We start from the raw sequence: 12,555 nt of genomic DNA, 5'->3' as shown, positions 1-12,555 counted from the left end.
AGGTAGCGCCGGTACCAGGATAAGGAGACTCTGGTACCCCTCTGGGCGGCGGACGATCGTCTTCCTCGTGAGCGATACCGACGTACGCGACGTACACACCGTCCCGACGCGGGCCCCCGAGTCCGCACCCACCCGTCCCATCCGTCCCACCCACCCCGCGCTGACCCCGCTCGGCCTGGTCACCGTGCTCCTCGGCGCCGCCCTGCCGATGATCGACTTCTTTATCGTCAACGTCGCGCTGCCGACCATCGACCGTGACCTGCGCGCGGGCCCGGCCCTGCTGGAGATGGTCGTCGCGGGCTACGGCGTCGCGTACGCGGTGCTGCTCGTCGTCGGCGGACGGCTCGGTGACATGGTCGGCCGGCGCCGGCTCTACCTGTGGGGGCTGGCGGCCTTCGGGCTCACCTCGCTCGCCTGCGGCCTGGCGCCGGACGCCTGGACGCTGGTGGCGGCGCGCGTCGCCCAGGGCGCGGCGGCCGCGCTGCTGCTGCCGCAGGTACTGGCCACCATCCAGGCCACGACGAGCGGGGCACGCCGTGCCAAGGCGCTCAGCCTGTACGGCGGTACGGCCGGAGTCTCCAGCGCGCTCGGGCAGGTGCTCGGCGGGCTGCTGGTCGCCGTCGACCTGGCCGGGACCGGCTGGCGCGCGGTGTTCCTGGTCAACGTGCCGATCGCCGCGGTGGCGCTGCTGCTCGCACTGCGCACCGTGCCCGAGACCCGCTCGCCGCACCCCAGCCGGGTCGACGTGCCCGGCACCGTGCTGCTGGCCGTCGCGCTGGTCAGCCTCCTGCTGCCGCTGACCGAAGGCCGCGCGGCCGGCTGGCCGGTGTGGTCCTGGCTGCTGCCGGCCGTCTTCCCGTTCGCCGCCGCGGCGTTCGTCGTCGTCGAGCGGCGCGCCGAACGGGCCGGGCGCACCCCGCTCGTGCCGCCGTCCCTGCTGCGCCTGCGCTCCGTACGCAGCGGCCTGAGCGTGATCCTGCCGTTCTCGATCGGCTTCGGCGGGTTCATGTTCGTGGTGGCGGTCGCCCTCCAGGACGGCCTGCGGTATGGGCCGCTGGCGGCCGGGCTCGCCCTCGTCCCGCTGTGCGCGGCGTACTTCGTCGCGTCGCTGGCCGGGCCGCGGCTGGTGGCCCGCTTCGGGCGGCGCGTGGTAGTGGCCGGGTCGCTGATCCAGGGCGCCGGACTGCTCGCGCTGGCGCTCGTCTTCCGTACGCAGTGGGCCGACGTGTCCGCCCCCGCGCTGGCGGCGGCGATGGCGGTGCTCGGCGTGGGCCAGGGCCTGGTCCTGCCGACCTTGCTGCGGATCGTCCTCAGCGAACTGCCGGCGACGCAGGCAGGGGTGGGTGGCGGAGCGATGGTCACCACCCAGCAGGCCGGTCTGGCCCTGGGTGTCGCGACGCTCGGCACGCTCTTCCTCACGCTGCTGCCGTCACTCGGCGTGCAGAACGCCCTCATCGTCGCGCTCCTCGCGCAGCTGGCGACGGTCGGGCTCAATGTGGCGCTCACGTTCCGGTTGCCGCGGGTGGTGCGGTAGGGGGCCGGGGCGGCGGGCGGTGCGGTAGCGGTCCGGGGCGGCGGCAGGGGGCGGGGGCGCCGTGGGGGCGCGGCGCGCCGGCCGGGGCCGGCCACGGAATGCACGAATGACAGATATTGAAATCTGTCACCGGGTATGCCAAGGTTGAGGAGTGCCGCCGTCACGCGTCGTGTTCCCCCGCGACGCGTGGCGGCCGGCCCTCCACCCACCCCTCCCCCGCCCCTGAGGAGCACCCCGTGCAGACCCGCACCCTCGGCACCACAGGCCCGCAGTCCTCGGCCCTCGGCCTCGGCTGCATGGGCATGTCCGCCGCGTACGGCGACCCGGGCGACCGCGCCGAGTCCGTCGCCACCATCCACGCGGCGCTCGAAGCCGGCGTCACCCTGCTGGACACCGGCGACTTCTACGGCATGGGCCACAACGAGCTGCTGATCAACGAGGCGCTGCGCGGCGCGCCCGCCGCCCGCCGCGAACAGGCGCTGACCAGCGTCAAGTTCGGCGCCCAGCGCACCGTCGAGGGTGAGTTCATCGGCTTCGACGGCCGGCCCGCCGCGGTGAAGAGCTTCGCCGCGTACTCGCTCCAGCGCCTGGGCACCGACCACATCGACATCTACCGGCTGGCCCGCGTCGACCCCGACGTGCCGGTCGAGGAGACGGTCGGCGCCATCGCCGAGCTGGTCGAGGCCGGTCACGTACGGCACATCGGCCTGTCCGAAGCCGGCGCGGACACCCTGCGCCGGGCCGCCGCCGTCGCCCCGATCTCCGACCTCCAGATCGAGTACGCGATCATCTCCCGCGGCATCGAGGAGAAGATCCTGCCCACCGCGCGCGAACTGGGCATCGGCATCACCGCGTACGGCGTGCTCTCCCGCGGCCTGCTCAGCGACCACTTCGCGCGCGACCGCAAGCTGGCCGCCGGCGACTTCCGCGCGGCGAGCCCGCGCTTCCAGGGCGAGAACCTGCACCGCAACCTCGATCTGACCGACGCGCTGCGCGCGATCGCCGAGCAGAAGGGCGTCACGGTCGCGCAGATCGCCATCGCCTGGGTCCTCGCTCAGGGCGAGGACATCGTGCCGCTGGTCGGCGCGCGCCGCCGGGACCGGCTGACGGAGGCGCTGGGCGCGCTGGACGTCACACTGGACGCCGGCGACCTCGCGGCCATCGAGCGCGCCGTCCCGGCGGGCTCCGCGTCCGGCGACCGCTACCCGGAAGAGCACATGGCCCTTCTGGACAGCGAGCGCTGACCTCAGGGGCACAGTCGGGGAGCGTACGGGTACGGTCCGTGGAAGGACGCCTCCGCGTCCGTACCAGGACGCCGCGCCCGGTGCCCCCGACCTGAAAGGCCCGTACGCCCGCCATGCCACCAGCCGAGACCTTGACTCCCGAACGCATCCTCGAAGTGACCGAGGACGTGCTGCGCCGCTACGGCCCGGCCAAGGCCACCGTCGTCGACGTGGCGCGCGCGCTCGGCGTCAGCCACGGCAGCGTGTACCGGCACTTCCGCACGAAGACGGCGCTGCGCGAGGCGGTCACGCAGCGCTGGCTGGACCGCACGAGTACGCGACTTCAGGCCGTCGTCACCGAGGACGGCCCGGCGCCGGAGCGGCTGAGCCGCTGGGTGCGCGAGCTGTTCACCGCGAAGCAGCACAAGGCGGGCGACGACCCCGAACTGTTCGCGACCTACATGACGCTGGTCGGCGAGAGCGGCGGCGTCGTGGAACAGCACGTCGCCGACCTGACCGGCCAGCTGGCGGCGATCATCCTCGACGGCATCGAACAGGGCGCTTTCGCACCGGGCGACTCGGCGACCCTGGCCCGCGCGGTCTTCGACGCGACCGGCCGCTTCCACGACCCGTGCTACGCGGCGGAGTGGTCGCGGCCGGGGATCGAGGAGGCGCTGGGGGCGGTGGTGGAGTTGGTGTTGCGGGGGTTGCGGAGTTGACGGACCGGCCGGCGTTGTCAGTGGCACCCCCTACGCTGAGTATCAGTCTGATCACTCAACGGGGGAAGGTGCGTCATGACACTGATGCTCGAACGGCAGACGACCGAACGCGTTCCGCACGACCCGGCCTGGTTCCCGCGCGTGCTCGGTGACCTCCTGAGCATCGATGTACCCGCCGGCCACCGGGCGGAGATCGTCGCCGACAGCATCGTCCTGTCGCCGTGGCCGCCGCCCTACTACACGCTCACGATGCTGGCGATCGAATCGCAGTTGTCGCCGCTCACTCCGGACGGTCACGTCCTCATGGGCGCCCCCTTCCTCTTCACCTTCCCGGTGCAGGAGCGCGCCCTGCAACCGGAGATGTACGCCGTCGCCGAGAGCGCGTTCGACACGGACGAGTACCACCTCGACGGCCAGAATCTCTCGCTGGCCGTCGAACTGACCTGTCCGGTGACGCGTCACCACGACTACGGGGACAAGCTCGCGACGTACGGGAAGGCCGGCGTGCCGGTGTATCTGCTGGTCGACATGGAAGAGCAGCGGACCACCGTGTTCTGGGAGCCCGGTGAGGACGGCTACACCGAGCGGGAGTCGGCCGACTTCGGCGAGGAGTTACGGGTGCCGGCGCTGTTCGCCCGTGAGCCCGGGCGCCGACGGCACCGCTCCCCTCACACCCCCAGGAACCGCAACACCGCCAGCACCCGCCGATGATCCGCGTCGGTCCTCGGCAGGTCCAGCTTCGCCAGGATGTTGTTGATGTGTTTGGCGACCGCCGACTCGCTCACCACGAGCGCTCCCGCGATGCCCGCGTTCGAGCGGCCCTCCGCCATCAGCGCCAGCACCTCCCGTTCGCGTTCGGTCAGCCGCTCCAGCGGGTCACTGCGGCGCCGTACCAGCAGTTGCGCCACGACCTGCGGGTCCAGCGCGGTCCCGCCGTCGGCAACCCGGCGCAGCGCCTCGATGAACTCCTCGACGTCGGCGACGCGCTGCTTGAGCAGATAGCCGATGCCGCTGGTGTTCGAAGCGAGGAGGTTGGCGGCGTAGCGTTCCTCCACGTACTGCGACAGCATCAGTACGGCCGTGTCCGGCCACCGCTCCCGGATCTCCAGCGCCGCGCGCACCCCCTCGTCCGTGAAGCCGGGCGGCATCCGTACGTCCACCACCGCGAGGTCGGGACGGTGCCTCTCCACCGCCGCCACCAGCGCCTGCGCGTCACCGGCCTCGGCGGCCACCTCGAACCCGGCCGTCTCCAGCACCTTCACCAGCCCGACCCGCAGCAGGACGGAGTCCTCGGCGATCACGGCGCGGCGTACGGCGGGGGTCAGGTCAGGCACGGCAACTCCACGGTCATGGTGGTCGGGCCCCCGACGGGGCTGCTCATCCGGAACGCCCCGTCCACGGAGCGCACGCGCTGGGCGAGCCCCTTCAGGCCGCTCCCCCGGGCCTGATCGGCACCGCCCACCCCGTCGTCGGTGACGACCACCCGCAGTATCTCGCCGAGGCGGGTGACGTTCACCTCGGCCCGGGTCGCCTCGGCGTGCTTGGCCACGTTGTTGAGGGCCTCGGAGACGACGAAGTAGGCAACCGCCTCGACGGCGGGCGCGGCCCGGCCGGGCAGGTCCGTCCACAGCCGTACGGGCAGCGGCGCCCGGGCCGCGAGGCCCGACAGGGCGGCGTCCAGGCCGAGTTCGTCCAGCACGGCCGGGTGCAGCCCGCGGACCAGGCTGTTCAGTTCCTCGATGGCTTCCTTGGCGTCCCGGTGCGCCTCCTCGATGACCTGCCGCGCCTCGGGCGGCAGATCCTTGAGCGTGGCCTTGGCGAGCCCCAGGTTCAGCGCGAGCGCGACCAGCCGCTGCTGCGCGCCGTCGTGCAGATCCCGTTCGATACGGCGGCGTTCGGCGTCGGCGGCGTCGACCGCTCCGGCCCGGCTCTCGGTCAGGTCCTCGACGCGCCGTTCCAGTTCCTCGGAGCGGCTGACGTAGAGGACGGCGCGGCCGACGATGTTCTCCAGCCGTACGAGGCCGCCGGCCAGGGCGGGTACGGCGGCCAGGACCAGCAGGCCCGCGACGGTCGCGTACCCGAGCGAGGTGGTGTACCCGCGGTGCTCCACCCGCCACCGCGGCTCCACCGCGAAGATCCACACGAGGCTGGTGGCCGCCACCAGGGCCACTCCCAGCACCGCCAGCAGCAACGCTTCGAGCGCCCCGAAGAGGGGACCGATCAGGCAGTTGTAGGCCCACTGCCGCTTCCCCGCACGCCGGCGCAACCTTGGCAGGTCCACGCCGCACAGCGTCCGGAAGCGCCACCGCTGGGCCTCGGTCAGGCCGTAGGCGGAGATGACGAGCAGCGTCACCGGGATCGGCAGCCCCAGGGTTCCCCAGGTGGTCCCCGGCCCGAGGATGTCGGCGATGTGCAGGCACGCCCAGATGCACAACAGGGGCGGTATGCCGTGCAGCGGCACCCCCGCGCCGATGAAGAGAAGGTCGCGGCGCAGCCGTACGAGAACACGGCGCAGCCGCGGCGGGATGGTCATGAGCAAACGGTATGCGGGGGCCTGACAGGCCGGCCATGAAGCCACTTTCCGCTCCGGGGGTGCAACCAGTGCCACCCCAAGTCGGACACCGGTGTTACTGACCGCGACCGTCCTCGCCGGGAGAGTGGATCACGAGCCCGAAAGCCGGGCCGACCCGGCCCGGAAGAGGCGCACCCATGGCACTCGTCATCGTCAACTGCCCTTACGCAGCCCGTCCGTTCACCCTGGCGGCGACCCGTCGCACCTGGGCGGGCCGCATCCTGACCGGCGCCGGGCTGGCCCTGCTGCCGTGGATGGGCTACCTGGCGGGGACGCTGCCGTCCGCGGAGGCGGCGGCCTGGGTGGCGCTCGACGCGGTCGAGGCGGCGTGCCTGCTGATCGCCGGTACCCGGCTGCTGAACGGGCGCTCCGGCCACCGGGCCGCCGCGGCGGCGGCAGCGGTGCTGCTCGTCACCGACGCGTACGTCGACGTGGCGACGGCCGGGCCGGGCAGCGAGCTGCTGGGCGCCGTAGCCATGGCGGTCGGCGCGGAGCTGCCGCTGGCGATCACCTGCGCGGCACTCGCCGTGCGATCGCCCCGGTGACCCGTGACGGTCTCGCGGCAAACGAACGCCGGCCGGGCTGGACGATTCCAGCCCGGCCGGCGTTCGAGGCCGTCAGTTCGGCGGCGCCCCGCGAAGGGTCAGCAACCGAGCAGACGCGCACCCAGGTACGCCTGGATCTGGTCCAGCGACACCCGCTCCTGCTTCATCGTGTCGCGCTCGCGCACGGTGACCGCGTTGTCGTCCAGGGTGTCGAAGTCGACGGTGACGCAGAACGGCGTGCCGATCTCGTCCTGGCGGCGGTAGCGGCGGCCGATGGCGCCCGCGTCGTCGAAGTCGATGTTCCAGTTCTTGCGCAGGTCGGCGGCGAGACCCTTGGCCTTCGGCGAGAGCTGCGGGTTGCGGGACAGCGGCAGCACGGCGACCTTGACCGGCGACAGGCGCGGGTCGAGGCGCAGCACGGTGCGCTTTTCCATCTTGCCCTTGGCGTTCGGCGCCTCGTCCTCGGTGTACGCGTCGAGCATGAAGGCGAGCATGGCGCGGCCGACACCGGCCGCGGGCTCGATGACGAACGGGGTGTAGCGCTCGCCGGCCTCCTGGTCGAAGTACGACAGGTCCTGGCCGGACGCCTTGGCGTGCGAGGACAGGTCGTAGTCGGTGCGGTTGGCGACGCCCTCCAGCTCGCCCCACTCCGAGCCGCCGAACTGGAAGCGGTACTCGATGTCGGCGGTGCGCTTGGAGTAGTGCGAGAGCTTCTCGGCGGGGTGCTCGTACCAGCGGATGTTCTCCTCGCGCAGGCCGAGGTCGCGGTACCAGTTGTACCGCTGCTCCATCCAGTACTCCTGCCACTGCTCGTCCTCGCCCGGCTTGACGAAGAACTCCATCTCCATCTGCTCGAACTCGCGGGTCCGGAAGATGAAGTTGCCGGGCGTGATCTCGTTGCGGAAGGACTTGCCCATCTGCGCGATGCCGAACGGCGGCTTCTTGCGGGAGGTCTGCTGGACCTGGGCGAAGTTGGTGAAGATGCCCTGCGCGGTCTCGGGACGCAGGTAGGCGACGGAGCCGCTGTCCTGGGTCGGGCCGAGGTGGGTGGAGAGCAGGCCGGAGAACTGCTTGGGCTCGGTGAACTGGCCCTTGTTGCCGCAGTTCGGGCAGTTGACGTCGGTCAGGCCGTTCTCGGGGAGGCGGCCGTGCTTGGCCTCGTACGCCTCTTCGAGGTGGTCGGCGCGGAACCGCTTGTGGCAGGCGGTGCACTCGGTCAGCGGGTCGGTGAAGGTCGCGACGTGGCCGGAGGCCACCCAGACCTCGGGGGCCAGGATCACCGACGAGTCGATACCGACCACGTCGTCGCGCGAGGTGACCATGGAACGCCACCACTGGCGCTTGATGTTCTCCTTGAGCTCGACGCCGAGGGGGCCGTAGTCCCAGGCGGCGCGCTGGCCACCGTAGATCTCACTGCACGGGTATACGAAGCCACGGCGCTTGCTCAGGCTGACGATTGTGTCGATCTTGTCGGCGGCCACGGTGCTCTCTTCATTGCGACGACGAACGATTAATAGGAGCGGCGCCCTGCTGCCTCCGTGGGGGTGATGGCCGGGAGGCGGGCGGGCGAATGACTCAGGTTACCGGCGGCCCTGCCCCCCGGATCAAATCGGTTCCCCGGCAGCCCTCCCCGGAGGCCGTTGTTGACAATCGTTTCCACTTTTGTTGAAAATGAGTGTCATGAACGTACGACGTCACATACCCACCGCCGTCCTGGCCGGAGCCTCCGTACTCGGCATGCTCACCCTCTCCGCGTGCTCCGACTCGGGCGGGGGCAAGGCCGACGGCAAGCTGAACGTGACGGCGTCGTTCTACCCGATGGAGTTCCTCGCCAAGGAGATCGGCAAGGACCACGTCCAGGTCACCGACCTGACCAAGCCGGGCACCGAGCCGCACGACCTGGAGCTCAGCCCCCGCCAGACCGCCGAGCTCGGCGAGTCCGACGCGATCGTCTACCTCAAGGGCGTGCAGCCCGCCGTCGACAAGGCCGTCCAGCAGTCCGGTGTCGAGCACACCGTCGACGCGGCGTCCCTGACCCGGCTGAAGAAGCACGGCTCGGAGGTCGACGGCCACGACCACACCACCGGCGACAACGGCACCGGCCACGACGAGCACGGACACGAGGGCCACGAAGGCCACGATCACGAGGGCGACGGCAACGACCCGCACATCTGGCTCGACCCGGTGAAGCTCGCCCAGGTCGCCAAGGGAGTGGGCAAGACCTTCGCGGACGCCGACCCCGCACACAAGGCGGACTACGCCCGTAACACCGACGACCTGGTCAAGAAGCTGACCGACCTGGACAAGAAGTTCCAGGACGGACTGAAGAACAAGAAGTCGGACACCTTCATCACCACCCACGCCGCCTTCGGCTACCTCGCCGAGCGCTACGGCCTGACCGAGGAAGCCATCAACGGCATCGACCCCGAGTCGGGCGACGTCAGCGGCAGCCGGATGAAGGAGCTGCAGAAGCTGGCGAAGGACCACCACGTCAACACGGTCTTCTTCGAGACGCTGACCAGCCCGGCGCTGGCGCAGACCCTGGCCAAGGACCTCGGCGTGAAGACCGACGTGCTCGACCCCATCGAGGGGATCACCGAGAAGTCCCGGGGCAAGGACTACGTCCAGGTCATGGAGGCCAACCTGGCGGCGCTGCAGAAAGCGCTCGGCGCCAAGTGACCGGCCGCGCGGAACGGCCGGGTACCCGGCGGGACACATACGTACGGCACGACGGGAGGATCCGGCCATGAAGGACCAGGACACGGTCATATCCCTGCGCGGGGCGGGAGCGGCGCTCGGCGCGCGCCCCGTCCTGCGCGGCGTCGACCTGACCGTACGGCGCGGCGAGGTGGTGGCCCTGCTCGGCGCCAACGGCTCCGGCAAGTCCACCGCCGTCCGCGCGGTGGTCGGCCAGGTGCCGCTGACCAGCGGTGAGCTGGAGCTGTTCGGCACCCCGCAGCGCCGGTTCCGGGACTGGGCGCGCATCGGGTACGTCCCGCAGCGCACCACCGCGGCGGGCGGCGTGCCCGCCACCGTCCGCGAGATCGTCGCCTCCGGCCGGCTCTCCCGTACGAAGCTGAAGTGGCCGGGACGGGCCGACCGGGACGCCGTCCACCGGGCGCTGGACCTGGTGGGCATGGCGGACCGCGCCAAGGACAGCGTCGAGGCGCTCTCCGGCGGCCAGCACCAGCGGGTGCTGATCGCCCGCGCGCTGGTCGCCTCCCCCGAACTGCTGATCATGGACGAGCCGATGGCCGGCGTCGACCTGGCCAGCCAGGAGGTGCTGGCCGAGACGCTGCGGGGGCAGGTCGCGGCGGGCGCCACCGTCCTGCTCGTGCTGCACGAGCTGGGCCCGCTGGAGCCGCTGATCGACCGCGCCGTGGTGCTGCGCGACGGCTGTGTGGTGCACGACGGGCCGCCCCCGGAGGCCGTGGGCCAGCATGCCCTGCCCGGCCACGACCACGTCCACCCGCACGCGGACCCGGCCGCCGAGCCGGTCCGCACCGGGCTGCTGACCTGAGACGGACTGACCTGACATGGACCTCCTGAACTACGCCTTCATGCAGCGCGCGCTGCTCGCCGCCCTCCTGGTCGGCGTCACCGCGCCCGCCGTCGGCATCTACCTCGTACAGCGCCGCCAGGCGATCATGGGCGACGGCATCGGCCATGTCGCGCTGACCGGCGTCGCGCTGGGCTTCCTGCTGCGCACCTCGCCCGTGTGGATGGCGGTGCTGGTCGCCGCGCTCGGCGCGATCGCCATGGAGCTGGTGCGCTCCAAGGGCCGTACCCGCGGGGACATCGCGCTGGCGATGCTCTTCTACGGCGGCATGGCCGGCGGTGTGCTGATCGTCAACCTGGCGCCCGGCGGCTCCACCGCCAACCTCACCAGTTACCTCTTCGGGTCGATCACCAGCGTCTCCGCCGAGGACGTCACGGTCACCTGTCTGCTGGCCGCCTTCGTGATGGCCGTCACCCTCGGACTGCGGCGGCAGCTGTTCGCCGTCTGCCAGGACGAGGAGTTCGCCCGGGTCATGGGCCTGCCCGTGCGGTGGCTGAACCTGCTGCTCGCGGTGACCGCCGCGCTGACCGTCACGGTCGCCATGCGCGCCGTCGGCCTGCTGCTGGTCAGCGCGCTGCTGGTGGTGCCGGTGGCCGCCGCGCAGCAGGCCACCCGCGGCTTCGCGATGACCCTCGCGCTGGCCGTCGCCATCGGCGTCGTCGTCACCCTCTCCGGTACGGTCTTCTCCTTCTACGTGGACGTGCCGCCCGGCGCGAGCATCGTGCTGCTGGCCATCGCGGTCTTCGCGCTGATGGCGGCGATGGCCGCCCCGCTGGCCAGAAAGCGCGCGCGGGCCGCCGCCGCGGCCGCCGAACAGTGCACTCTGGATCTGCCCGGCAGCCGCTCCCCCGGCGACGATGTCAGCGTGCAAGGGGCCAAGAGGTAGGCATCTGCGTAAGCGTTGCACCCGGGCTCCGGTCATCACCTGGCACAATGGCCGGACTGATGTGCAGGGGGACGTCCCGAGACCTAGGGAGGCAACGGTGGCGAGCGCTGGATCTCCGGTGCGCGGCCGGTCGACGCGGCAGCGGGCCGCCGTGGCAGCGGCACTGGACGAGGTGGACGAGTTCCGCAGCGCGCAGGAACTGCACGACATGCTCAAGCACCGGGGGGACTCGGTCGGGCTGACCACGGTCTACCGGACGTTGCAGTCCCTGGCCGACGCGGGCGAGGTCGACGTGCTGCGGACCAACGACGGCGAGGCCGTCTACCGGCGATGCAGCACCGACGACCACCACCATCACCTGGTGTGCCGCAACTGCGGCAAGGCCGTCGAGGTGGAGGGCCCGGCCGTCGAGAAGTGGGCGGACCAGATCGCCGCCGAGCACGGCTTCCAGGACGTCGGGCACACCATCGAGATCTTCGGTACGTGCGGCGAGTGCGCGGCCAAGGCGGCCGCCGGCTCCGCCTGACGCGGAGCACACCGGCATACGGAAGCGGCCGGCCCCCTGGCTCAGGGGACCGGCCGCTTTCGCGTACGGACTTACCGCCTCACTGCTGCGGCGCGGGCTCCGCCTCCGGGGCGGCGCCGAACCGGCGGTCCCGCTTGGCGTATTCGAGGCAGGCGTCCCACAGGTTCCGCCGGTCGAAATCCGGCCAGAGAATGTCCTGGAACACCATCTCGGCGTAGGCGCTCTGCCAGATCAGGTAGTTGGAGGTGCGCTGCTCGCCGGACGGCCGGACGAACAGGTCCACGTCCGGCATGTCCGGGTAGTACATGTACTTGGCGACGGTCTTCTCGGTGACCTTCGACGGGTCCAGCTTCCCGGCCCGTACGTCCGCCGCGATGGCCGCCGCCGCGTCCGCGATCTCCGCCCGGCCGCCGTAGTTGACGCAGAAGTACAGCGTCATCGCGTCGTTGTCCTTGGTCTGCTCCTGGGCGACCTGGAGCTCCTGCACCACGGACTTCCACAGCTTCGGCATCCGGCCGACCCAGCGGATGCGGATGCCCAGCGCGTCCATCTCGTCCCGGCGGCGGCGGATGACGTCCCGGTTGAAGTTCATCAGGAAGCGGACCTCGTCGGGCGAGCGCTTCCAGTTCTCGGTGGAGAAGGCGTACAGCGACAGGTTCTTGACGCCCATCTCGATGCAGCCCTTGAGCACGTCGAGGACGACGCCCTCGCCGACCTTGTGGCCCTCGGTGCGGGGCAGGCCGCGCTCCTTGGCCCAGCGGCCGTTGCCGTCCATGACGACCGCCACGTGGTTCGGGACGAGCTCGCCGGGGATCTTCGGCGGACGCGCACCGGACGGGTGCGGCTCGGGCGTCTCGTACTCGCGTCGGCCGCGCCCCAGGAATCCGCGTCGTGCCATCCGGTCCACATCTCCTATGCCGTAGTGCCTGATGCGTGGTGCCCCGTGTCCGGGCCGCCGTCCGTCGCCGGCCGGCGGTCGCCCCCGAACTGC

Annotated in this window: 13 protein-coding genes; 9 read left to right on the top strand and 4 right to left on the bottom strand. The window is 71.4% G+C overall.

Features of this window, described 5'->3' with window-relative positions:
- The first annotated feature begins 67 nt into the window (after positions 1-67).
- The 4 genes from OEIGOIKO_RS28365 (at position 68) to OEIGOIKO_RS28350 (ending at position 4,187) form a co-directional block, all read left to right on the top strand.
- Positions 68-1,534 (top strand): MFS transporter, encoded by a 1,467-nt coding sequence (locus OEIGOIKO_RS28365; protein ID WP_125056365.1) that lies wholly within the window; start codon positions 68-70, stop codon positions 1,532-1,534.
- A 236-nt stretch (positions 1,535-1,770) separates the two neighbouring features.
- Complete coding sequence (locus OEIGOIKO_RS28360; protein ID WP_125056364.1) at positions 1,771-2,778, top strand: aldo/keto reductase; 1,008 nt, start codon at positions 1,771-1,773, stop codon at positions 2,776-2,778.
- Between the two features lie 113 nt (positions 2,779-2,891).
- Positions 2,892-3,476, top strand: a complete 585-nt coding sequence (locus OEIGOIKO_RS28355) for a TetR family transcriptional regulator (RefSeq protein ID WP_125056363.1) — start codon at positions 2,892-2,894, stop codon at positions 3,474-3,476.
- 75 nt (positions 3,477-3,551) lie between these two features.
- Positions 3,552-4,187, top strand: a complete 636-nt coding sequence (locus OEIGOIKO_RS28350) for a Uma2 family endonuclease (protein ID WP_125056362.1) — start codon at positions 3,552-3,554, stop codon at positions 4,185-4,187.
- Here the strand turns inward: OEIGOIKO_RS28350 and OEIGOIKO_RS28345 are convergent.
- Together OEIGOIKO_RS28345 and OEIGOIKO_RS28340 are read right to left on the bottom strand one after the other, a co-directional pair.
- A complete protein-coding gene (locus tag OEIGOIKO_RS28345) occupies positions 4,145-4,777 on the bottom strand; it encodes a response regulator (RefSeq protein ID WP_125059058.1) in 633 nt (210 codons plus the stop codon). The two genes, OEIGOIKO_RS28350 and OEIGOIKO_RS28345, sit on opposite strands and share 43 nt — an antisense overlap.
- A 20-nt stretch (positions 4,778-4,797) precedes the next feature.
- Positions 4,798-6,009: a sensor histidine kinase gene (locus tag OEIGOIKO_RS28340; RefSeq protein WP_125056361.1), complete on the bottom strand. Its 1,212-nt coding sequence runs from the start codon at positions 6,007-6,009 to the stop codon at positions 4,798-4,800.
- Between the two features lie 176 nt (positions 6,010-6,185).
- Here OEIGOIKO_RS28340 and OEIGOIKO_RS28335 point away from each other — a divergent pair, with 176 nt between their 5' ends.
- Positions 6,186-6,593, top strand: a complete 408-nt coding sequence (locus tag OEIGOIKO_RS28335) for a hypothetical protein (protein ID WP_125056360.1) — start codon at positions 6,186-6,188, stop codon at positions 6,591-6,593.
- A 98-nt stretch (positions 6,594-6,691) separates the two neighbouring features.
- Here the strand turns inward: OEIGOIKO_RS28335 and OEIGOIKO_RS28330 are convergent, their stop codons facing one another.
- A complete protein-coding gene (locus tag OEIGOIKO_RS28330) occupies positions 6,692-8,074 on the bottom strand; it encodes a glycine--tRNA ligase (protein WP_125056359.1) in 1,383 nt (460 codons plus the stop codon).
- 199 nt (positions 8,075-8,273) lie between these two features.
- On the opposite strand from OEIGOIKO_RS28330, the gene OEIGOIKO_RS28325 reads away from it, so the two are divergent.
- The 4 genes from OEIGOIKO_RS28325 (at position 8,274) to OEIGOIKO_RS28310 (ending at position 11,564) form a co-directional block, all read left to right on the top strand.
- Complete coding sequence (locus OEIGOIKO_RS28325) at positions 8,274-9,272, top strand: metal ABC transporter substrate-binding protein (protein WP_125056358.1); 999 nt, start codon at positions 8,274-8,276, stop codon at positions 9,270-9,272.
- 67 nt (positions 9,273-9,339) lie between these two features.
- Positions 9,340-10,113 carry a metal ABC transporter ATP-binding protein gene (locus tag OEIGOIKO_RS28320; protein WP_125056357.1) on the top strand — a complete coding sequence of 258 codons (774 nt, stop codon included), beginning with the start codon at positions 9,340-9,342 and terminating at the stop codon, positions 10,111-10,113.
- Between the two features lie 16 nt (positions 10,114-10,129).
- Entirely contained in the window at positions 10,130-11,038 is a 909-nt protein-coding gene (locus OEIGOIKO_RS28315) for a metal ABC transporter permease (protein WP_125056356.1), read from the top strand.
- Positions 11,039-11,135: 97 nt separating this feature from the next.
- Positions 11,136-11,564 carry a Fur family transcriptional regulator gene (locus OEIGOIKO_RS28310; RefSeq protein WP_031001961.1) on the top strand — a complete coding sequence of 143 codons (429 nt, stop codon included), beginning with the start codon at positions 11,136-11,138 and terminating at the stop codon, positions 11,562-11,564.
- A 79-nt stretch (positions 11,565-11,643) separates the two neighbouring features.
- On the opposite strand, the gene OEIGOIKO_RS28305 is transcribed toward OEIGOIKO_RS28310, so the two are convergent.
- A complete protein-coding gene (locus OEIGOIKO_RS28305; RefSeq protein WP_031001960.1) occupies positions 11,644-12,462 on the bottom strand; it encodes an isoprenyl transferase in 819 nt (272 codons plus the stop codon).
- Positions 12,463-12,555 lie beyond the last annotated feature (93 nt).

The sequence above is a fragment of the Streptomyces paromomycinus genome (assembly GCF_003865155.1).
GTDB classification, from domain to species: domain Bacteria; phylum Actinomycetota; class Actinomycetes; order Streptomycetales; family Streptomycetaceae; genus Streptomyces; species Streptomyces chrestomyceticus.
The sequence above is the reverse complement of the archived record's forward strand: the minus strand, read 5'-3'. Positions and strand labels throughout refer to the sequence as shown.

Coding starts and splice junctions, on each gene's coding strand:
- OEIGOIKO_RS28355 (WP_125056363.1), top strand. CDS start 2,892: ATGCCACCAGCCGAGACCTTGACTCCCGAACGCATCCTCGAAGTGACC.
- OEIGOIKO_RS28350 (WP_125056362.1), top strand. CDS start 3,552: ATGACACTGATGCTCGAACGGCAGACGACCGAACGCGTTCCGCACGAC.
- OEIGOIKO_RS28340 (WP_125056361.1), bottom strand. CDS start 6,009: ATGACCATCCCGCCGCGGCTGCGCCGTGTTCTCGTACGGCTGCGCCGC.
- OEIGOIKO_RS28335 (WP_125056360.1), top strand. CDS start 6,186: ATGGCACTCGTCATCGTCAACTGCCCTTACGCAGCCCGTCCGTTCACC.
- OEIGOIKO_RS28325 (WP_125056358.1), top strand. CDS start 8,274: ATGAACGTACGACGTCACATACCCACCGCCGTCCTGGCCGGAGCCTCC.
- OEIGOIKO_RS28320 (WP_125056357.1), top strand. CDS start 9,340: ATGAAGGACCAGGACACGGTCATATCCCTGCGCGGGGCGGGAGCGGCG.
- OEIGOIKO_RS28315 (WP_125056356.1), top strand. CDS start 10,130: ATGGACCTCCTGAACTACGCCTTCATGCAGCGCGCGCTGCTCGCCGCC.
- OEIGOIKO_RS28305 (WP_031001960.1), bottom strand. CDS start 12,462: ATGGCACGACGCGGATTCCTGGGGCGCGGCCGACGCGAGTACGAGACG.